The organism is Micromonospora sp. DT53, from assembly GCF_049841535.1.
Taxonomy (GTDB): Bacteria; Actinomycetota; Actinomycetes; order Mycobacteriales; family Micromonosporaceae; genus Micromonospora.
Map to the genome: position 1 here is coordinate 1 of NZ_JBNCKM010000001.1, position 20,375 is coordinate 20,375.

Annotated in this window: 16 protein-coding genes; 10 read left to right on the top strand and 6 right to left on the bottom strand. The window is 71.2% G+C overall.

Features of this window, described 5'->3' with window-relative positions; translation table 11 throughout:
* Positions 1–125: 125 nt before the first annotated feature.
* Positions 126–812 carry a hypothetical protein gene (locus ACLQ3B_RS00005; protein ID WP_425776210.1) on the bottom strand — a complete coding sequence of 229 codons (687 nt, stop codon included), beginning with the start codon at positions 810–812 and terminating at the stop codon, positions 126–128.
* A gap of 69 nt (positions 813–881) precedes the next feature.
* Here ACLQ3B_RS00005 and ACLQ3B_RS00010 point away from each other — a divergent pair, with 69 nt between their 5' ends.
* Genes ACLQ3B_RS00010 through ACLQ3B_RS00020 form a run of 3 tightly spaced genes read left to right on the top strand, consistent with a single transcriptional unit; the run spans position 882 to position 5,262 of the window.
* Complete coding sequence (locus ACLQ3B_RS00010) at positions 882–3,500, top strand: valine--tRNA ligase (protein ID WP_425776212.1); 2,619 nt, start codon at positions 882–884, stop codon at positions 3,498–3,500.
* A complete protein-coding gene (locus ACLQ3B_RS00015) occupies positions 3,497–4,831 on the top strand; it encodes a bifunctional folylpolyglutamate synthase/dihydrofolate synthase (protein ID WP_425776214.1) in 1,335 nt (444 codons plus the stop codon). The genes ACLQ3B_RS00010 and ACLQ3B_RS00015 overlap by 4 nt, the downstream gene beginning before the upstream one ends.
* Positions 4,828–5,262: a DUF4233 domain-containing protein gene (locus tag ACLQ3B_RS00020; RefSeq protein ID WP_425776216.1), complete on the top strand. Its 435-nt coding sequence runs from the start codon at positions 4,828–4,830 to the stop codon at positions 5,260–5,262. Before ACLQ3B_RS00015 ends, ACLQ3B_RS00020 begins: the two co-directional genes overlap by 4 nt.
* Before the next feature lie 45 nt (positions 5,263–5,307).
* Here the strand turns inward: ACLQ3B_RS00020 and ACLQ3B_RS00025 are convergent, their stop codons facing one another.
* Positions 5,308–6,795 (bottom strand): VOC family protein, encoded by a 1,488-nt coding sequence (locus tag ACLQ3B_RS00025; RefSeq protein ID WP_425776218.1) that lies wholly within the window; start codon positions 6,793–6,795, stop codon positions 5,308–5,310.
* 142 nt (positions 6,796–6,937) lie between these two features.
* Between ACLQ3B_RS00025 and ndk the strand changes: the two genes are divergently transcribed.
* A complete protein-coding gene (ndk, locus tag ACLQ3B_RS00030; protein ID WP_088949743.1) occupies positions 6,938–7,363 on the top strand; it encodes a nucleoside-diphosphate kinase in 426 nt (141 codons plus the stop codon).
* A 77-nt stretch (positions 7,364–7,440) separates the two neighbouring features.
* Here ndk and sigJ read toward each other — a convergent pair whose 3' ends face one another.
* Both sigJ and ACLQ3B_RS00040 read right to left on the bottom strand, forming a co-directional pair.
* Positions 7,441–8,319: an RNA polymerase sigma factor SigJ gene (gene sigJ, locus ACLQ3B_RS00035; RefSeq protein ID WP_425776220.1), complete on the bottom strand. Its 879-nt coding sequence runs from the start codon at positions 8,317–8,319 to the stop codon at positions 7,441–7,443.
* Positions 8,316–8,759, bottom strand: a complete 444-nt coding sequence (locus tag ACLQ3B_RS00040) for a carboxymuconolactone decarboxylase family protein (RefSeq protein WP_425776222.1) — start codon at positions 8,757–8,759, stop codon at positions 8,316–8,318. The genes sigJ and ACLQ3B_RS00040 overlap by 4 nt, the downstream gene beginning before the upstream one ends.
* 199 nt (positions 8,760–8,958) lie before the next feature.
* Between ACLQ3B_RS00040 and ACLQ3B_RS00045 the strand changes: the two genes are divergently transcribed.
* Complete coding sequence (locus tag ACLQ3B_RS00045; RefSeq protein WP_425776224.1) at positions 8,959–9,096, top strand: hypothetical protein; 138 nt, start codon at positions 8,959–8,961, stop codon at positions 9,094–9,096.
* Between the two features lie 44 nt (positions 9,097–9,140).
* On the opposite strand, the gene ACLQ3B_RS00050 is transcribed toward ACLQ3B_RS00045, so the two are convergent.
* Entirely contained in the window at positions 9,141–10,355 is a 1,215-nt protein-coding gene (locus ACLQ3B_RS00050) for an acyltransferase family protein (protein WP_425776226.1), read from the bottom strand.
* 347 nt (positions 10,356–10,702) lie between these two features.
* Between ACLQ3B_RS00050 and ileS the strand changes: the two genes are divergently transcribed.
* Positions 10,703–14,020, top strand: a complete 3,318-nt coding sequence (gene ileS, locus ACLQ3B_RS00055) for an isoleucine--tRNA ligase (RefSeq protein WP_425776228.1) — start codon at positions 10,703–10,705, stop codon at positions 14,018–14,020.
* A gap of 105 nt (positions 14,021–14,125) precedes the next feature.
* A complete protein-coding gene (locus ACLQ3B_RS00060) occupies positions 14,126–14,815 on the top strand; it encodes a lysophospholipid acyltransferase family protein (protein WP_425776230.1) in 690 nt (229 codons plus the stop codon).
* Positions 14,816–14,871: 56 nt separating this feature from the next.
* Here ACLQ3B_RS00060 and ACLQ3B_RS00065 read toward each other — a convergent pair whose 3' ends face one another.
* Positions 14,872–16,083 carry a hypothetical protein gene (locus tag ACLQ3B_RS00065; protein WP_425776232.1) on the bottom strand — a complete coding sequence of 404 codons (1,212 nt, stop codon included), beginning with the start codon at positions 16,081–16,083 and terminating at the stop codon, positions 14,872–14,874.
* A 107-nt stretch (positions 16,084–16,190) separates the two neighbouring features.
* On the opposite strand from ACLQ3B_RS00065, the gene ACLQ3B_RS00070 reads away from it, so the two are divergent.
* The 3 genes from ACLQ3B_RS00070 to ACLQ3B_RS00080 all read left to right on the top strand — a co-directional run bounded on the left by ACLQ3B_RS00070 (position 16,191) and on the right by ACLQ3B_RS00080 (position 20,368).
* Entirely contained in the window at positions 16,191–18,185 is a 1,995-nt protein-coding gene (locus tag ACLQ3B_RS00070) for a TIGR03960 family B12-binding radical SAM protein (RefSeq protein ID WP_425776234.1), read from the top strand.
* A 241-nt stretch (positions 18,186–18,426) separates the two neighbouring features.
* Positions 18,427–18,867, top strand: coding sequence for a hypothetical protein (locus ACLQ3B_RS00075; protein ID WP_327034337.1), 441 nt, complete (start codon positions 18,427–18,429; stop codon positions 18,865–18,867).
* A gap of 10 nt (positions 18,868–18,877) precedes the next feature.
* A complete protein-coding gene (locus ACLQ3B_RS00080) occupies positions 18,878–20,368 on the top strand; it encodes a WXG100 family type VII secretion target (protein ID WP_425776236.1) in 1,491 nt (496 codons plus the stop codon).
* Positions 20,369–20,375 lie beyond the last annotated feature (7 nt).

Here is a 20,375-nt window from a genome sequence, read left to right on the forward strand (position 1 = left end):
GGAGAGTAGGACGCCGCCGGACAATCTTTCAGAATAGGCCACCCCTTCGGGGGTGGCCTATTCTGCGTTTACCGGATGATTGATCGGCTCGGGTTCACCAAGTCGATCAACCATCCGGAGCGGGTTCAGTCTCGGGTCTGCATGCCGTCGCGGAGGTTGCGCAGCAGGCCCCCGGCGTCGCTGACCGACCGACCCGGGAACATCGCCATGACCACGCTGCCGTGGTCGGCCCAGCCGCACACCGCGAAGTCCCCGCCCTCGCCGCTGGTGCTGCCACACTTCAGCACCCCGCCGAGGCCGCCCGCGGGCAGCTCGCGCAGGCCGTTCACGGCACCTGTCTCATCCGACATCAGGCGAAAGAGGCTGTCCAGGTCTCGTTCCGGCTGCCAGAGCAGTGTGGTGCCCCCGAAGATGAGCACCGAGCGCTTCTCGTCGCCCGGGTCGCGGTAGACCGTGCCGAAACTGCGGTCCAGTTCGATGTTCGCCGCCAGACCGCTGCGCAGGTAGTCGGCTGTGCTCTTCGCCCGCTCACTGTCGTCGCGGGTCAGACCCGCCACCCGATCGGGTGAGGTCAGTTGGGTGTCCTTCTGTTGCGCCACCCGCCACCCACCCACACCGAGCACCGCGGCGCCGGCGAGGCCGACCGCCAGTGCGGCCGTCCAACCGATCTTGCGGCGGCGTGACCAGCCGGCGGACCGCTGGTCGGGGTCGCCTCCGGAGTCCCGGGTGCTCAGCTGGATCGGCTCTTCGGTGAGCTCCACCGGCTCGCGGCCGCCGTCGCGGGACCGCTCGGTGAGATGTGCGTCGGACATAGCCGACACCGTACGCGAACGGCAGGTGGCGCACGTCAGGTCTGCGGAAGCCCTCCGTAGACTTGTCCGGTGACCGAGAGACTGGATGCCCGACGCCCCGACGCCCCGACCCTTGCCGGCCAGTATCAGCCCGGTGAGGTAGAGCAGCGACGGTACGAGCAGTGGGTAGCCGGCGGGCACTTCCGGGCCTCCGCCGACAGCGACAAGCCCCCCTTCACCATCGTCATCCCGCCGCCGAACGTCACCGGCTCCCTGCACATGGGCCACGCGTTCGAGCACACGCTGATGGACGCGTTGACCCGACGTAAGCGGATGCAGGGCTTCGAGGCGCTGTGGCTGCCGGGCATGGACCACGCCGGCATCGCCACCCAGAACCTGGTCGAGCGCCAGCTCGCCACCGAGGGTCTTTCCCGGCACGATCTTGGCCGGGAGAAGTTCGTCGAGCGGGTCTGGCAGTGGAAGGCCGAGTCCGGTGGCGCCATCCTCGGCCAGATGCGCCGTCTCGGCGACTCCGTCGACTGGGACCGGGAGCGCTTCACCATGGACGCGGGGTTGACTCGCGCCGTCCAGACGATCTTCAAGAAGCTCTTCGACGACGGCCTGATCTACCGGGCCAACCGGATCATCAACTGGTGTCCGCGCTGCCTCACGGCGCTCTCCGACATTGAGGTCGAGCACACCGACGACGACGGCGAGCTGATCTCCATCCGCTACAGCGACGAGGTCGTGGTGGCCACCACCCGGGCCGAGACGATGCTCGGCGACACCGCGGTGGCGGTGCACCCCGACGACGAGCGCTACCAGCACCTGATCGGCACGGAGGTGGAGCTGCCGCTGACCGGCCGCCGGATCCCGATCGTCGCCGACGCGCACGTCGACCCGTCCTTCGGCACCGGCATGGTCAAGGTGACGCCCGCCCACGACCCGAACGACTTCGAGATCGGCCAGCGGCACGACCTGCCCGCGCTCACCGTGATGGACGAGCGTGGTGTGATCACCGTGCCCGGCCCGTTCGAGGGGTTGGACCGGTTCGAGGCACGGCCCGCGATCGTCGCGGCGCTGCGGGAACAGGGCCGGATCGTCGCCGAGAAGCGCCCGTACGTGCACGCGGTCGGGCACTGCTCGCGCTGCAAGACCACTGTCGAGCCGCGGCTGTCGCTGCAGTGGTTCGTCAACACCGCCCCGCTGGCCCAGGCCGCGGGTGACGCGGTGCGCGACGGTCGGGTGCGCATCGAGCCGGCCGAGCTGGCCAAGCGCTACTTCGCCTGGGTCGACAACATGCACGACTGGTGCATCTCCCGCCAACTGTGGTGGGGGCACCGCATCCCGGTCTGGTACGGCCCGGCGGGTGAGATCGTCTGCGTCGGCCCCGACGAGGCGCCGCCGACCGGCGAGGGCTGGCACCAGGACGAGGACGTCCTGGACACCTGGTTCTCCAGCGGTCTGTGGCCGTTCTCCACGCTGGGCTGGCCCGAGCAGACCCCGGACCTGGCGAAGTTCTACCCGACCAGCGTGCTGGTCACCGGTTACGACATCCTGTTCTTCTGGGTCGCCCGGATGATGATGTTCGGCCTCTACGCGATGGACGGCGTGCCGCCCTTCGACGTCGTCGCGCTGCACGGCATGGTGCGCGACCAGTTCGGCAAGAAGATGTCGAAGTCGTTCGGCAACGTGGTCGACCCGCTGGACTGGATCGACAGGTACGGCGCCGACGCCACCCGGTTCACCCTGGCGCGGGGCGCGAACCCCGGCCAGGACGTCCCGGTCAGCGAGGAGTGGTGCCAGGGCTCGCGCAACTTCTGCAACAAGCTCTGGAACGCCACCCGGTTCGCCCTGATGAACGGCGCGCACACCACTGGCGACCTGCCCCCCACCGAGCAGCTCTCCACCGTCGACCGGTGGATCCTGTCCCGGTTGGCGCACGTCACCGCCGAGGTCGACGAGCAGTTCGAGGCGTACGAGTTCGCCAAGGTGTGTGACCTGCTGTACCACTTCGCCTGGGACGACGTCTGCGACTGGTACGTGGAGCTGAGCAAGCCGGTGCTCGCCGAGGGCGGTGAGCGCGCGGAGGCCAGCCGCAGGGTGCTCGGGCACGTGCTCGACCAGTTGCTGCGGCTGCTGCACCCGGTCATCCCGTTCGTCACCGAGGAATTGTGGCTCGCGCTGACCGGCGGCGAGACGGTGCAGTCCGCCGCCTGGCCGGTGGCCGACCGGTCGCTCGTCGACGACGCCGCCGAGGCCGAGCTGGTCGGTGTGCAGCGGGTGGTCACCGAGATCCGCCGGTTCCGTTCCGACCAGGGGCTGCGCCCGACGCAGCGGGTGGCTGCCCGCCTGGACGGGCTGTCCGGGGCGGGTATCGCGGCCCACGAACCGCTGATCCGTTCGCTGGTCCGGTTGGATCCGGCCGGGGACGACTTCCAGGCCAGCGCCACGCTGGCCATGCCCGGCGCGATCGGTGTGGCGTTGGACACCCGGGGGTCGATCGACGTGGCCGCCGAGCGGGCCCGGCTGACGAAGGATCGCGCGGCAGCCGAGAAGGAGGTCGCGCAGGCCCGGGCGAAACTCGACAACCCTGCCTTCATCGGCAAGGCCCCCGAGCCGGTGGTCGCGAAGATCCGCGACCGGCTCGCCACCGCCGAGGCCGACCTGGTCCGGATCAACGCTGCTCTGGAGACACTGCCCTCGTGACCGACCGTACCGATTTCGCCGCCGTCGAAGCCGAGCTGAACGCCCGCGGCTTCACCCGCATGGTCTTCGAACTGGACCGGATCGAGTCGCTGCTCGACCTGCTGGGCAGCCCCCAGCGGGCGTACCCCGCGATCCACCTGACCGGCACCAACGGCAAGACCTCCACCGCGCGGATGATCGACTCGCTGCTGCGGGCGCACGGGCTGCACACCGGCCGGTACACCAGCCCGCACCTGGAGACCGTCCGGGAACGGATCAGCCTGGACGGGGAGCCGGTCAGCGAGGAGCGGTTCACTGCGGTGTACCGGGAGATCCAGCCGTTGGCCGACCTGGTCGACGCGCGGTCGGACGAGCCGCTGACGTACTTCGACATGACCACCGCGCTGGCGTTCGCCACGTTCGCCGACGCGCCTGTCGACATCGCGGTGGTCGAGGTGGGCCTCGGCGGTGCCGAGGACGCCACGAACGTCCTCCAGGCCGGGGTCTGTGTGATCACCCCGATCGGGCTGGACCACACCGAATGGCTCGGCGACACGCTTCAGGACATCGCGCTGGCCAAGGCCGGCATCATCCACCCGGGCGCCACCGTGATCTCGGCAGCGCAGGAGGAGGAGGCGGCGGGCCCTCTGCTCGAACGCTGCGCCGAGGTCGGGGCCACCATCGCCCGGGAGGGCGGCGAGTTCGGCGTGCTGGGTCGGGCGGTCGCGGTCGGCGGGCAGGTGCTCACCCTCCAGGGCCTGGGTGGCGTGTACGACGACGTGTTCATCCCACTGCACGGCGCCCATCAGGCGCAGAACGCGGCGATGGCGCTCGCCGCCGTGGAGGCGTTCCTGGGTGCCGGGGCTCGACGTCAGCTGGACCTCGAGGCGGTCCGGGAGGGCTTCGCCTCGACCAGCTCCCCGGGTCGACTGGAGCGGGTCCGGAACGCCCCGACCATCCTGCTGGACGGCGCGCACAACCCGCACGGCATGAAGGCCACCGTCACCGCGCTCCAGGAGGAGTTCGCGTTCAGCAAGCTGGTGGCCGTGATCGGCGTCCTCGCCGACAAGGACGCGGAGGCGCTGCTGGAGCTGCTGGAGCCGGTGGTCGACCAGGTGGTGGTCACCCGCAACAGCTCGCCACGGGCGATGCCGACGGAGGAGCTCGCCGGGCTGGCCGCCGAGATCTTCGGCGAGGAGCGGGTGGCCTCGGCGGAGGACATGCCGGACGCCATCGAGTTGGCGGTGGCGATGGCCGAGGAGGACGTCCCGGGTGAGCTGAGCGGCGTCGGGGTGCTGGTCACGGGTTCCGTGGTGACGGTCGCCGACGCGCGCCGGCTGCTGAAGCGATGACCAGCCCGGAGCGGGACCCGCACACCACCGACGACCCGACCGGTCCGCCGGTCGGGCAACCGGTGGGGGAGGAGCCCACGACCGGGCAGCCGCGGCGCTCCGGGTTGCGCAACCCGGAGCGGGCGGTACGCGGTCTCGGTGCTGGCACGCTCAGCCTGGAGGCGCTGGTGCTCCTGCTGGCGATCCAGCCGATCCGGGTGGTGGGCGGCGACCTCGGCGGCGCCGCGATCGGCGCGGTGGTGGCACTGGCGGTGGCCGCCGTGGTGCTCGCCGGCATGATGCGCCGCCCCTGGGCCTGGAACGCCGGCACCGTGCTCCAGGGCCTGCTGTTGCTTGGCGGTCTGCTGCACTGGTCGCTGCTCGCGCTGGGCATCATCTTCGCCCTGGTCTGGGCGTACGCGTTGCACGTTCGCCGCGTCATCCTCGGCTGACCGTGGACCCGGCCGGCGGCGCCGCGAAGGCGGGAGCGGGCCGGGTCAGGCTTCGGCGCGTTCGCGCCACTGGGTGAGCGCGACGCCGTGGCCGTCCGGGTCGCGGAAGGCCGCCGCCCACCCCTCCAGCTTGGTGCCCCGATTGACCACGCGGGGCGCGTACGTGAAGCGGACACCCGACTCGCGCAGCCGCTCGTACGCCGCCTCGATGTCGTCCACCTCGAGGTTGACGTGCACCAGCCGGCGGCTGATGGGCGCGGCCCCGCTCACCTCGCGCAGGACGACCCGGGTCGTCCCGGAGGCGAGGACGGCGTTGTGGGCGCCCTGGTCGACCTCGCTGAAGCCGAGCACGTCGCGGTAGAAGCCGAGAGACCGGGGCAGGTCGGTGACCAGCAGGGTGAGACCCACCCCGCTGATCGGTGCGGCCGAGCCGCCGTCGAACCCGAAGATGGCCCGGTCCAGTTCCTCGTCGGTCGCGGTCGCGCGAGCCGCCCCGGCCGTTGCGGGATCGTCCAGCGGGAGGTCGAGTGGGTCGAGCGGGTCGGCCGCGCCCGGGCCGGACCGCTGCGCGGGCGGCGGCTCGAAGCGCTGCGCGCTGGGCTGCTCGAAGCGCTGCGCGCTGGGCTGGTCGGCGGAGTCGTCGGAGGGCGGGGTGGTCGGGCCGTCCGCCTCCGGAGCGTCGGACCGGTCGGCGGCGGGCTCGTCGAAGCGCTCCTCGGCGGGCGCGCGCGGTGCCGGTGTCGCCCGCCGGGGCAGCCCACCGGCCTGTGGCTCGACGACGACGCCCTCCAACACCACCGGGCCACCCGGGCTCTGGTGCATCACCACGGGCTCGCGCTCCTCGGGCACGACGACCGGGTCGTCACGCCGGAGGTCGTCACGCCGGGGATCCGTGCGCGAAGGGTCGGTGCGCAGAGGGTCGCCGAGCGGGTCCCGGAACGGGTCGCCGACCGGGTCGCGGAAGTCGTCGCGGAAGTCGTCGCGGAAGTCGTCGTCCGGCGCGCGGTCGGCCCACGGTGGCGCGTCCTGCTGGATCAGCAGCTCGTCCATCGCCTCCGCGTCGGCGAACTCCGGCGGAAGATCGGCGACGGCAGCCGCGGTCTCGGCGTGGGTCGGCACCTCGTCCCAGAGGACCTTGACGTGCCGCTGGTCGTCCAACGCGACCCGGATCGGCAGCGTCTGGCCCAGCGACGGCCACTTGGAGACCGGCACCCTCGGCTCGATGATCTTCTTGGACCGCGGCGGCAGACCAGGGGCGTCGATCACCAGTTGCAGCTCGCACCGGCCGAACGCGTACTGGGTGGGTGGTTCGGAGGCGCTGTGCACGTGCCCGACACCGACGACCCACGTGCGACCGCCGCCGCGTACGGTCGCCAGCGCGATCGCCAGCACCAGCAGGGCGACCCCGAGAGCCACGATGGCCCAACTGGTCATGCCGAGCCCGAACAGGACGATGAACGTGGCCACGGTGCCCAGCACCGTGCCGATCAGCTTGCGTACCGGCGCGATGGGTCGGTTCCCGCCATTCGCCACAGTGGACCTCCCGAGGGTCAGGGCCAGGCTAGGCCGGATCGGCCACCGGGGGAAAGACCGGCCGCCGCGCCGGCGCCGGGACCGGGTCGCTAGGCTGACCGTACCGATCCCAAGCGTTCAGCGCGTACAGGAGGAACCCAGCGTGTCCAGCAACAGCCCGGATGAGCGCAGCCTCGTTCTGATCAAGCCCGACGCGGTCCGCCGCGGCCTGGTCGGCGAGGTCCTCTCCCGCTTCGAGCGCAAGGGGCTGCGGATCGACGCGATGGCGCACCGGACGATGGACGCGGCGCTCGCCGACGAGCACTACGCCGAGCACGTCGACAAGGCGTTCTACCCGCCGCTGAAGGACTTCATGACCGGCGGCCCGCTGGTCGCCCTGGTGCTCTCCGGCGACCAGGTCATCGACGTGGTTCGCGGGTTGGTCGGCGCCACCGACGGGCGCAAGGCCGCCGCCGGCACCATCCGGGGTGACCTGTCGCTGTCCAACCGGGAGAACCTGGTGCACGCCTCCGACTCGACGGACAGCGCCAAGCGCGAGATCGCGCTCTGGTTCCCCGAGCTGGGCTGACGCCCACCAGCCCGGGGCCGTCCGACGAAGCCCGGGGCCGTCCGACGAAGCCCGGGGCCGTCCGACGAAGCCCGGGGTCAGCCGACGGCCGGCACCTTCGCCGGGTTGCCGACCATGTAGATCCCGGTGATCCGCCCGTCGGCCGCGGCGATGGTCAGCGTGTACCGACTGCCGTCCGCGCGGGTGATCAACACCGCGGGTTCCCCGTTGAGTTCGACCGGATGCGCGGTCATGGGGCGGCGGCCGGGGCCGTAGATCCCGGCGTAGAACCGGGCGATGCGGTCCGCGCCGGTGACCGGGTTGCGGGCTGCCCGGACCCGACCACCGCCGTCGTTCCAGGCCGTGGCGTCCGCCGCGACCAGGCCGGTGAGCGTTGCCAGGTCACCGTCGCGGGCGGCGGCGAGGAACGCGTTCAGCAACCGTTCTCGTTCGGCCCGGCTGGCGGTGAAGCGACGCTGCTCCTGATGGATCCGGCTGGTCGCCCGGTGGTGGAGCTGGCGACAGTCCTCCGGCGTCCGGTCCAGGATCTCGGCGATCTCGGTGTACGGCAGGTCGAAGGCGGTGTGCAGGACGTACACCGCCCGCTCTGGCGGGGTGAGCCGCTCCAGGACGTGCAACAACGCGGTGGAGAGCGAGTCGCGCAACTCCGCGCGGTCCAACGGTCCGAACGGCGAGGACGCGGTCGGGACCGGTTCGGGCAGCCAGGTGCCGACGTACGTCTCGCGGGCCGCCTGCCGGGCCCGCAACCGGTCCAGGGCCAGCCGGGTGACCACCCGGGACAGGTAGCGGCGCGGTTCCTCCACCACCGACCTGTCCACGCCGAGCCAGCGCAGGTACGCCTCCTGGAGCACGTCCTCCGCGTCGTGCCGACTGCCGAGCAGGCGGTACGCGAGCCCGAGCAGCATCGGCCGGTGCGCCTGGAGCGCACCGGCCGCATCTGCCGCCTCGGTCGTCACACCTGCGCCGGGGGCTCCGTGTGCGTCGTCACGGCGATCCGATTCCACACGTTGATTGTGGCAATCGCGAGGACCAGGTCGGCCAGTTCCTTCTCCGACCAGACCTTCGCGGCGCTGTCCCACACCTCGTCAGACACTCCGTGCTCGCCGAGCCGGGTCACCGCGTCGGTGAGCGCCAGCGCGGCCCGCTCCCGCTCGTCGAAGAACGACAGCGCCTCCCGCCAGGCGGTCACCGCGAAGAGCCGCCGGCTCGACTCGCCGGCGGCGAGGGCGTCCCGGCTGTGCATGTCCACGCAGAACGCGCAGCCGTTCAGGATCGACGCCCGCAGCTTGACCAGCTCCAGCACGGTGTGGTCGACGTTCGCCTGGACGTACTTCTCCAGGCCCGACACGGCCTGGTATCCCTGCGGCGCGACCTCGAAAAGCCTCATTCGTTGCATGTCCAACCTCCTGTTCGATCCGACACCGCTACGACGGTCCGTGTGGGGCCTGCCGTGACAACCGCGACGGTGACCCCGGTCACGATCGTTGGGGTGTGTCATCCGGACAACCCCCGTCCGCCCCCGGTCACCCGGGCCGCCGGTCGCGGTCACCTCCACCCGATGGACCCACGGGGTCAACCCCTGATCGGGAGGAAACATGACCGAGCTTGATCGACGTACCCTGCTGCGGACCGGCCTGGTGGTCGGCGCCGGAGCCGCCGGCGGCGCCCTACTACGGCGCCTCGCTGTGGAGCACCACCCTCCCGGCCCCCTGACCGCAGCTCGTCGATCATGAGGTTGGCGGGCGGACCAGCGTTCCGCCGTCCGCCAACCTCATGATCAGCGGCGGTCGGCGATGCTGGTCAGGACCACGGTGTCGTCACTGAGCGGCGGGGATGGCTCCGGGCGGTTCGTGGGCGCTGGCATGCCCGGCACCGTCCGCGCGGAGGACGCGGCCGGCTCGGTGGAGGCGTTCGGCGGCGGCTCGGCGGCCGGCAGCGGGGGGACCACCTTCCCCCGCCCGGAGAACCGGCGTCCCACCGCGATCATCGGCTGCTCCACCCAGCGGTAGAGCAGGTCGGCGGCGAGCAGGCCGACCACGGTGGTGGCCACGAACAACCGGGTGCTGTGCCCGCTGTACGACGGCACCAGCGCGATCACCGTCGTCATGGCGAGGTACTGCACCAGGTAGAGCGAGTAGGAGCGTTCGCCCACGAACACCAGGGGCCGCCAGGAGAGCAGTTTCGTCGGCAGGCCAGGGGCCAGCATGGCGGGGAGCAGTAGCGCCACCGCCACCGCGTACACGCCGATCATCGACTCCGCGTGGCCGTCCTCGGCGGGCGGCCAGTACGGCAGCGACAGGTGCACGGCGACGAACCCGACGAGTACGGCGAGGGACACCACGGGACGGGTCAACGGCCGGAACAGCGCGTACCCCCGGGGGTGGTGCATGACGACCGCCAGCAGGCAGCCCACCAGGATCGACACGTAGTGGATCGGCCAGTAGGGCCAGTCCTTCTCGAACGGGATCATCGCGACGAGAGCGGCGATGGCCAGCACCGTCACCGCCATCCGGCGCAGAAACGCGGCGCTCACGAGCACGAAGGCGAGCAGCGGCCACACCAGGTAGAACTTCCACTCGATCGCGATCGTCCAGGAGTGCGGGAACGCCTGGTTCGGCGCGAACTCGTTGACCATGAGCAGGTAGTACGGCATCGATTCGCGCAGCCTCGCGCTGGCGCCGTTGAGATGCGCGAGGGCGTACGTCGCGGCGAGCACCACCAGGTAGACCGGCAGGATCCGGAAGACGCGGCGGATGTAGAACGACCGCAACGACACCCGTCCCCGCGACTCCTCCTCGCGCAGCATCAGCGTGGTGATCAGGAAGCCGGACAGCACGAAGAACAGTTGGACGCCCACCCAACCGGACAGCCAGGTCCATCGGGGCCCCCCGAAGTGGAAGGCCACGACGATCACCGCGGCGATCGCGCGGAGCCCGTCGAGGGCGGGGAACCGGCGCATCGCACGGTATTCGGCGTAACTTATCGTGGCCACCCGCTGAATTCTGGGGAGCGGCACACAACGCGTCAAGGTGGCGCTCCCGCCGCTGGTCAGGTTAGCCGTCACTTGGCGGCGCGGCGGTGGGCGCGTCGAGTATCGTTGGGCAACGTAAGGCGATGACCCGGCCATCACCGGCGAGCCTCCGGAAGAACAGCCGGGCAACCGGCCCAGTAGAACCGGACGGGTGGGGCCCGTCACAGCCGGCAATGAGCGGGCGGTCGATCTGACCGCCAAGCGGGGTGGTACCGCGGGCCACCCGGGAGCGCCGTTCCAGGCGTACCCCGGAAAGCTCGTCCTCGCAGACCCACGTTGAGTGAGCTGCATGAGGAGAGCGACCCCCGATGGTCTACCCGTTGCACGACCCGACCGCCGCAGGCGTACCGGCGACCCCGGACCTGCCCGCGGTCGAGCGCCGGGTGCTGGAGCACTGGACGGCAGACAAGACCTTCCAGGCCAGCGTCGAGGCAAGGCCGACCTCCAGTCGGCAACCGGAACGGACGGACGCCGCCGACGGGGGTGTCGCAGGCGACGCCGGAAACGAGTACGTCTTCTACGACGGCCCGCCCTTCGCCAACGGCCTGCCGCACTACGGTCACCTCTTCACCGGGTACGTCAAGGACGTGGTGCCGCGCTACCAGACCATGCGCGGCCGGCACGTCGAGCGGCGCTTCGGCTGGGACTGCCACGGCCTGCCCGCCGAGGTGGTGGCCGAGAAGCAGCTCGGCATCACCAGCAAGGCGGAGATCATCGACCTGGGCGTGGCCCGGTTCAACGAGGCCTGCCGTAGCTCGGTGCTGGAGTTCACCCAGGACTGGGAGCGGTACATCGACCGGCAGGCCCGCTGGGTCGACTTCGCCAACGACTTCAAGACCCTCGACCTGGACTACATGGAAAGCGTCATGTGGGCCTTCAAGACCCTGCACGACAAGGGTCTGATCTACGAGGGCTTCCGGGTGCTCGCGTACTGCTGGCGCTGCGAGACCCCGCTGTCGAACACCGAGACCCGGATGGACGACGTCTACCGGGACCGGCACGACCCCACCCTGTCGGTGTGGTTCGAGCTGACCGCCGACGAGTCCGCGCCGGAGCTGGTGCGCGGGCCGGTCAAGCTGGGCGTCTGGACCACCACGCCGTGGACCCTGCCGTCGAACCTGGCGCTCGCCGTCGGCCCCGACATCGAGTACGCGGTGCTGGAGCGCGAGGGTCAGCGTCACCTCGTCGGCGCGGCGCGGCTGGCCGCGTACGCCAAGGAGCTGGACGGCTACGAGCAGGTCGGCACGGTGTACGGCCGGGACCTGGTCGGGCGCCGCTACACGCCGCTGTTCGACTTCCTCGTCGAGCGGGCCGGCGAGAACGCCTACCAGGTGCTCGGCGCGGAGTTCGTCACCACCGAGGACGGCACCGGGATCGTCCACCTCTCCCCGGCCTTCGGTGAGGACGACCAGAACGTCTGCAACGCCGCCGGCATCCCCACCATCGTCACGGTGGACGACCACACCCGGTTCACCGCGCTGGTTCCGCCGTACCAGGGTGAGCAGGTCTTCGACGTCAACAAGCCGGTGATCCGGGAGCTGAAGGACCGGGGGGTGGTGCTCAAGCAGGACACCTACACCCACTCGTACCCGCACTGCTGGCGCTGCGACACCCCGCTGGTCTACAAGGCGGTGTCCTCGTGGTTCGTCGCGGTGACCCAGTTCCGGGACCGGATGGTCGAGCTGAACCAGGAGATCAACTGGACGCCCAGCCACATCAAGGACGGCTCGTTCGGCAAGTGGCTGGCGAACGCCCGGGACTGGTCGATCAGCCGGAACCGCTTCTGGGGCTCGCCCATCCCGGTGTGGAAGTCCGACGACCCGAACTACCCCCGCCTGGACGTCTACGGCTCGCTGGCCGACATCGAGCGGGACTTCGGCGTACGCCTGACCGACCTGCACCGGCCGGCGGTGGACGACCTGGTCCGCCCCAACCCGGACGACCCTACGGGTGTGTCGATGATGCGTCGGGTGCCGGAGGTGCTGGACTGCTGGTTCGAGTCCGGGTCGATGCCGTTCGCCCAGGTGCACTACCCGTTCGAGAACGCGGACTGGTTCGAGCACCACTACCCGGGCGACTTCATCGTCGAGTACATCGGCCAGACCCGCGGCTGGTTCTACACGATCCACGTGCTGGCCACCGCGCTGTTCGACAGGCCGGCGTTCCGCAACTGCCTGAGCCACGGCATCCTGCTCGGCTCGGACGGGCGAAAGATGTCCAAGAGCCTGCGCAACTACCCGGACGTCTACCACGTCTTCGACGCGTACGGCTCGGACGCGATGCGCTGGATGCTGATGTCCTCGCCGGTGCTGCGCGGTGGGGACATGGCGGTCACCGAGGCGGGCATCCGCGACGCCGTTCGGCAGGTGCTGCTGCCGCTGTGGAACGTCTGGTACTTCTTCACGCTCTACGCCAACGCCGACGGGTACCGGGCAAAGCGGAAGACCGACGCGGAGCCGGTGGGCGACGGCGAGGCTGCCGCCGGCACCCTGCTCGACAGGTACGTGCTGGCGAAGACGAACGAGCTGGTGGCGACGGTAGGCGCGCAGATGGACGCGTACGACATCTCCGGCGCCTGCGGCACCGTCCGGTCCTACCTCGACGCGTTGACCAACTGGTACGTGCGCCGGTCCCGGGACCGGTTCTGGTCCGGCGACGCCGACGCCTTCGACACGCTGTCGACGGTGCTGGAGACGCTCTGCCGGGTGATGGCGCCGCTCGCGCCGCTGACCGCCGAGGAGATCTGGCGTGGCCTGACCGGGGAGCGTTCGGTGCACCTGACCGACTGGCCGGAGGCGAGCGAGTTCCCGGCCGACCACGACCTGGTCGCCGCGATGGACAACGTCCGGGCGGTCGCCTCGGCGGCGCTGTCGCTGCGCAAGGCCAAGGGGCTGCGGGTGCGACTGCCGCTGTCGAAGTTGACAGTGGCCTCGCCGGTCGCGGAGCAGCTGCGGCCGTTCGCCGACCTGGTCGCCGACGAGGTCAACGTGAAGACTGTGGAGTTCAGCGCGGAGCTGTCCGCGTACTGCGAGCAGGTGTTGACGGTGGTGCCCCGGGCGCTCGGCCCGCGGGTCGGCAAGCAGGTGCAGCAGGTGATCAAGGCGGTCAAGGCGGGCGAGTGGGAGCTGGTCGACGGCGCCCCGGTGGCCGCCGGCGTCACTCTCGCCGAGGGCGAGTACGAGCTGCGCCTGGTCGCCGCCGACGCCGAGCACTCCGCGCCGCTGCCCGGCGGCGAGGGCGTGGTGGTGCTGGACACCGACGTCACAGCGGAGTTGGCCGCCGAGGGGCTGGCCCGCGACGTGGTGCGGGTGGTGCAGCAGGCCCGCCGGGCCGCCGACCTGGACGTCTCGGACCGGATCGTGGTGTCGGTGTCGGCGTCCGACGAGGTACACGCGGCGGTGGCCGCGTACGTGGACTTCGTCTCCGCGGAGGTGTTGGCCGACTCGGTGGACTTCACCGAAAGCCCGGACGGCCCCGCCGTCGAGGGCTCGGACGGCTCTGCCGTCGAGGGCTCGGACGGCTCTGCCGTCGAGGGCTCGGGCGGCTCCGCCGTTGAAGGCCTGGAGGGCTTCGCTGGCGAGGTCGGCGATGGTGAGCGGGTAACGGTGGTCGTCCGCCGGGTATAACGGACCATCGTCCGGGTGCGGGCGCCTCACCACCTCCGTCTGGGAGGTGTGGAGGCGTCCGCTACCGTGACACCGCCTGTTCGCACCTGATCTGCCGGAGGACCAGTGCCCCTGCTCTACACCATCGGCAAGCTGACCGTGGCGCCCACGCTGCGGTTGGCGTTCCGCCCGACCGTGGAGGGGCTGGAACACGTGCCGGAGACCGGTGGCGCGATCTTCGCCGGTAACCACCTCTCGGTGGCCGACGAGCTGTTCCTCGGCACGGTCGTGCCCCGGCACCTGGCGTTCTGGGCCAAGTCGGAGTACTTCACTGGCGCCGGTGCGAAGGGCGCGTTCTCCAAGTTCGTCCTCACCGGCCTGGGCGCGATCCCGGTCGAGCGGGCCGGTGGCCGCGCGGCGCTGTCCGCGTTCGACGCGGCGATCCCGGCGCTCAAGGGCGGTGACCTGGTGGTGGTCTACCCGGAGGGCACCCGCTCTCCGGACGGCAAGCTCTACCGGGGGCGGACCGGCGCGGCCCGGCTGGCCATCTCGGCAGGTGTGCCGATCATTCCGGTCGGCACGATCGGTACGGACAAGGCGCAGCCGATCGGTGCCCGGGTGCCCCGGCCGGGCACTGCCAAGATCACGGTTCGATTCGGCAAGCCGCTGGACTTCACCGGCCGACCGGACGACCGCACCTCGCTGCGGCAGATGACCGACGAGGTGATGAGCGAGATCCAGAAGCTCACCGGCCAGGAGTACGTGCCCCGCTACGCCCCGCCGCGCGCCCACTCGGACTCGACCGGCGACGCCTGACCGCGGCTGCTGCCGACAACGCACGTGCCGCGTGGGCCGAGCGCCGGAGGTGCGGCTCAGCCCCGCTCGGGCTGGACGATCTGGGCGCGCAGGGTGGCCAGCAGGTCGGCGCTGTCGGCCACGGAGAGCCGGGTGAACACCCCGGTGGCGATGCTGCCGTGGTCGACCGACGTGCAGACCACCACGGCACTGCCGTCGGCGCTACCCACCGCGCATCGTTCGTGCCTGCCCCGCACACCGGTGTCCACGGTCTCCGGGGCGTCCAGCGCGTACCGCTTGGTGAGCCGGCTGATCTCGCCTTCCGCGTCCGACTCCGGAGTCGGACGGAAGCCGGTGCCCCCGAAGACGGTCACCAGTTTGCCGCTCGTCGTGGAGTAGACGCCGGCGAACGTGTCCTCGGCCAGCCAGTGCTCCTTGCGTACCTCGTTCTCCAACGTCCGGGCGGTCTTCGTGCTGCCGTCGTCCTGCCGCAGGCTGAGGTCGTCCACCTGGGCGGGCAGTGCCGCGCGCGCCGGGTACTGGGCCGAGATCGGGAACCCGTAGTAGGCGGGGCAGCCACAGCAGCAGGCAAGCGTGAGGAGCAGCAGCCACGGCCAGCGGCGTCGCCTGCGGACCGGCACGTGCCCCTGGGGGCCCTGCCGACCGGGCGGTGGCATCGGGGGTGGCATCGGGGGTGGCGCGGTCGATCGTTGGCCCCGGCGCTGCTTCGGCAGCTTCGGCGGCGCGGGTGGCGACACCGGTCGGGCCGGGACCAGGGGGCCGACGGCCCGCGGTGCGCTCGGGGCAGCCGGCGGTGGCGCCGGGCGCGGCACCGGGTGCGCCCCGGCCGGGGCAGCGGGCGGCCCGGACCACTGCCGGGTCGCCGGCGGCGTCGGGTACGGCATCGTCGGCGGCAGCGGGGGCAGTTCGGCGGAGGGCAGGTCCCAGCCGCCGGTGTCCACGCCGGCCCACGGGTCGACAGGCGTCTGGTGCTCCGGCGGCCCGACCGAGACCGGCGGGGGAGGGGTCGGCTCGGCCGACTCGCCCCACGCGGACCGGCGTGGCAGGGGCGGCGGCACCGGTGCCGAGCCGCTCCACCTGGGCGCCGGGACCTCCGCGGTGGCGGTGGGTTCCGGCTCGTCCGGGGGGCCCGGCTGGTCCGAGGGTTCCGGCTGGTCCGGGGGTACGGGTGCGGAGGTCGGCTCGTCGGCGACCGCCGGGTCCTGCTCCGGCTCGGTGCCCGGGGTGCTCCCGTCGGCCGGCTGTGCTTCCGGCTGGGGATCCGGCATCGCGGCAATCTCCTCTCGCGCCGATCCGAGGTTAGTACCGCGCCGCCACCACCGCCGATCGGGCGTGCGCGCGATTGCCGCCGGGCGAACGCGTACCCTTGGGCAACATGAGTGCCCCGTCCACGACGCCGCGCGCGGCCGCGACCAATTCCGTGTGGTCCCAGCTCGAGCCGCTGCTGCCCCAGGTCTCCAAGCCCATCCAGTACGTCGGGGGCGAGTTGGGCGCGGTGACGAAGGACTGGGACGCGACTACCGTGCGCTGGGCGCTGATGTATCCCGACGCGTACGAGGTGGGCCTGCCCAACCAGGGCGTGCAGATCCTCTACGAGGTGCTCAACGAGCTGCCCGACACCCTCGCCGAGCGGACGTACGCGGTCTGGCCGGACCTGGAGACGCTGATGCGCACGCACGGCGTGCCGCAGTTCACCGTCGACGCGCACCGGGCGGTGCGCGGGTTCGACGTGTTCGGCATCTCCTTCTCCACCGAGCTGGGCTACACCAACATGCTCACCGCGATCGACCTGGCCGGCATTCCGATGCTGGCCGCCGACCGCACCGACGCCGACCCGGTGATCGTGGCCGGCGGGCACGCCGCGTTCAACCCGGAGCCGATCGCCGACTTCATCGACGCCGCGGTGCTCGGCGACGGCGAGGAGGCGGTCCTGGAGATCACCACGATCGTCCGGGAGTGGAAGGCCGAGGGCTCGCCGGGCGGCCGCGACGAGCTGCTGCTGCGGCTCGCCCGCACCGAGAGCGTCTACGTGCCGCGCTTCTACGACGTCGACTACCTGCCGGACGGCCGGATCCAGCGGGTCGTGCCGAACCGGGCGGACGTGCCGTTCCGGGTGCACAAGCGCACGACGATGGACCTGGACGCCTGGCCGTACCCGAAGAAGCCCCTCGTCCCGCTGGCCGAGACGGTGCACGAGCGGTACGCGGTGGAGATCTTCCGGGGCTGCACCCGGGGTTGCCGGTTCTGCCAGGCCGGGATGATCACCCGGCCGGTGCGGGAGCGGTCGATCACCACTGTCGGTCAGATGGTCCGCGACGGCCTGGAGTTCTCCGGCTTCAACGAGGTCGGCCTGCTGTCGCTCTCCTCGGCGGACCACTCCGAGATCGGCGACATGTGCTCGGGCCTCGCCGAGCAGTACGCGGGCACGAACGTCTCGCTGTCGCTGCCGTCGACCCGGGTGGACGCCTTCAACATCGACCTCGCGCAGGAGCTGTCCCGCAACGGGCGGCGCACCGGCCTGACCTTCGCCCCGGAGGGCGGGTCGGAGCGGATCCGCAAGGTCATCAACAAGATGGTGTCGAAGGAAGACCTGATCCGTACGGTCGTCACCGCGTACACCAACGGCTGGCGGCAGGTGAAGCTCTACTTCATGTGCGGCCTGCCCACCGAGACCGACGAGGACGTCCTCGAGATCGCGGAGATGGCCCACGAGGTGATCAGGGCCGGCCGGGCCGCGACCGGCTCCAAGGACATCCGCTGCACGGTGTCCATCGGTGGGTTCGTGCCGAAGCCGCACACCCCGTTCCAGTGGGCCTCGATGGACCGTCCGGAGGTCATCGACCACCGGCTCAAGATCCTCAAGCAGGCCATCAACGCGGACCGCTCGCTGGGCCGGGCCATCGGCTACCGCTATCACGACGGCGAGCCGTCGCTCATCGAAGGACTGCTCTCCAGGGGTGACCGGCGGGTCGGCTCGGTGATCCGCAAGGTCTGGGAGAACGGCGGCCGGTTCGACGGGTGGAGCGAGCACTTCTCGTACCAGCGCTGGGTGGACGCGGCGGCCGAGACGCTGCCCGCGTTCGGGGTGGACCTCGACTGGTTCACCACCCGTCAGCGCGACGAGCTGGAGGTCCTGCCCTGGGACCACCTCGACTCGGGCCTGGACAAGGACTGGCTCTGGCAGGACTGGCAGGACTCGGTCAGCGGGTTCGAGCAGGACGACTGCCGGTGGACGCCCTGCTTCGACTGCGGCGTCTGCCCATCGATGGACACCGAGATCCAGATCGGCCCCACCGGCAAGAAGCTTCTGCCGCTCACCCCGCTGGGCGGCAACGGCATGAAGGTCGCGTCGGGTCACTCGCACCACTGACCGGGCTGGCACCGCTGGCGGTGCGCTGTCCACCACCCTCCACATCCGACATGTCGCCCAACGGGTCCGCGTCTCGCGGGCCCGTTGGCGCTTTGTGGGCCTCGCCGCGCCAGACCTTCCCCGAGATCGGCGGTCATCTGTACCACGTGGTGGTGGCTGGGGCTGCCTCGACTAGGTCAGACTCGATACGCTGCGTCTGACATGGACCGACCCGGCGGGTCGGGAACGGGGGAGGAAGCGCATGGGTAGCATCCCGCCGCCGAACACCGGCGATCTGCACGTCAGCGTCGAGGACCTGGATGCCGCGGCGGCGTACGTCGACCGGCTGAAGCAGTACATCGACGACACGATCAGCTACGAGATGGAACGCATCAAGGAGCGGATGAAGGGCGACAGCAACAACGCCCAGACCGTTCCGAACGGCACCCCCTTCGGCGCGTACGAGGACGCGCGCATGCAGTGGGCGGCCCTGACGACGTCCACGGGCAACATGGAGGCCCATCTCACGACGCTCTCCCAGAAGCTCGCCGCGCTCAAGGAGGGCACCGAGGAGATCGCCAAGGCGTTCCGCGACACCGAGGCGCGCAACGGCGCCAATGGCAAGGAGATCGAGCGGCTGCTGGAGTCGGCGGCGCCGCCGCCCACGGCCAGCGGCGCACCCACCTACCCGTACACGGCCTGAGGGGGACGTCATGGCTGGAGGAACCTGGGAGCGGTGCGTCCGCGAAGTGACGCTCTCCGCGGACCCGGAAACCGTCGGATCGGTCGGAGCGGGCTGGAGCAACCTCTCCAGCGGCCTGCAACAACTGCGGGACGCGCTCGTCGGTCGGTCGTTCGTCGGCCCGATCGCGACGGGCCAGGAGCGCCCGCACGTCGGTGGCCTGCCCGGGATGCTGGCCGGCTGGAAGGGCAGCGGTGGCGACGCGTACCGCGAGCACCTGGGCAAGATCGGCAAGCAGATCGAGGATCTGATCACCGACGCGACGAACGTCAGTGGCGCGTTGACGCGGATCGAGGGCGACATCCGCAAGTCCGTCTCCACGATCCCGATCCCGCTGATGGACGACTTCGGCTTCAACGAGTGGAGCCTGCCCAACGGCACCGAGCTCGACGACGCCCGCGACGGCGAGAGTTCGTCGGGTTTCCTCGCCGCCCTGCGCAAGGACTACCAGAGCAACCCCGGCTCGTACGCCGACGGCGCGTTCCGTGACAAGGCCGACGACCTGGAGGCGACCATGAAGGTCGACGGCCAGGCCGGTGACCAGAAGCGGGGCGGCTGGTGGGACACCGGGGCTCACCTGGACAACTGGTACCGGGACAATCAGAACGCGGCGAACACCGCGATGGCCCCGCTGCCCCAGGCGGTCTACACCGAGCGTCCGAAGCTCACCGTGAACAGGCCGGACGCGAGAGGCGGAGAGGACGAAATCCGTCGCGACCCCCGGATCCCGCCGTCGGGACGGCCCGACATCAGTAGTGGCGAAATCGGCGGGAAGCCCGACATCGGTGGTGTCGGCCCCGGGATCGACAGCAAGCCACCGACCGTCGGCGACACGGGCGGTCCGACGTCCACCGTCGACCCGTTCTCCCCGAACAAGCCCGGTGGGATCGGCGATGGCCCGCCCACCACCGGCGGCGGCACCGGTCAGCTGACGGCCCCACCGACCGGGTCCGGTTATCCCGGCTACGGCGACGATGACTACACCAGCGGCCTGGCTGGCGCCACCCCGGGCGGGGTTGGTGGCCTGGGCGGCGGCATCGGTGGCGGCGGGGTCGGCAGCGCCGGTCTCGGTGGCGCCGGTGGTGGTTTCGGAGGCGGCGCCGGCGTCGGCTCGGCCGGCGGGATCGGCGGCGGCGCGGGCGGTGGCCTGGGCGGCGGTGCCGGGATCGGCGTGGGCGGCATCCCCGGCATGGTGGGTGGCGGCAACGGAAAACTGCCGCCGATGACGAGCGCGGCGAACGCATTGCGCACCGCCGCCGGCGGTGCTGGCGCCGGGATGGCGGGCGGCGCGCGTGGTGCCGGTGTCGGCGGCGCCGGAATGGCGGGCGGCGGCATGATGGGCGGCGCGGGCGGCGCCGGACACGGCGGCGGTGGCAGCGGCTCCGAGCACTCGTCGTGGTTGACTGAGGACGACGATCCGTGGGGCCCTGGTGACAGCGCGTCCCCGGGTGTCCTTCGATGAGGATGGA

Excerpts from the sequence above, each read along its gene's own strand:
- ACLQ3B_RS00005 (WP_425776210.1), bottom strand. The coding sequence starts at position 812 with ATGTCCGACGCACATCTCACCGAGCGGTCCCGCGACGGCGGCCGCGAG.
- ACLQ3B_RS00020 (WP_425776216.1), top strand. The coding sequence starts at position 4,828 with ATGACCAGCCCGGAGCGGGACCCGCACACCACCGACGACCCGACCGGT.
- ACLQ3B_RS00040 (WP_425776222.1), bottom strand. The coding sequence starts at position 8,759 with ATGCAACGAATGAGGCTTTTCGAGGTCGCGCCGCAGGGATACCAGGCC.
- ACLQ3B_RS00045 (WP_425776224.1), top strand. The coding sequence starts at position 8,959 with ATGACCGAGCTTGATCGACGTACCCTGCTGCGGACCGGCCTGGTGGTC.
- ileS (WP_425776228.1), top strand. The coding sequence starts at position 10,703 with ATGGTCTACCCGTTGCACGACCCGACCGCCGCAGGCGTACCGGCGACC.
- ACLQ3B_RS00065 (WP_425776232.1), bottom strand. The coding sequence starts at position 16,083 with ATGCCGGATCCCCAGCCGGAAGCACAGCCGGCCGACGGGAGCACCCCG.
- ACLQ3B_RS00070 (WP_425776234.1), top strand. The coding sequence starts at position 16,191 with ATGAGTGCCCCGTCCACGACGCCGCGCGCGGCCGCGACCAATTCCGTG.
- ACLQ3B_RS00075 (WP_327034337.1), top strand. The coding sequence starts at position 18,427 with ATGGGTAGCATCCCGCCGCCGAACACCGGCGATCTGCACGTCAGCGTC.
- ACLQ3B_RS00080 (WP_425776236.1), top strand. The coding sequence starts at position 18,878 with ATGGCTGGAGGAACCTGGGAGCGGTGCGTCCGCGAAGTGACGCTCTCC.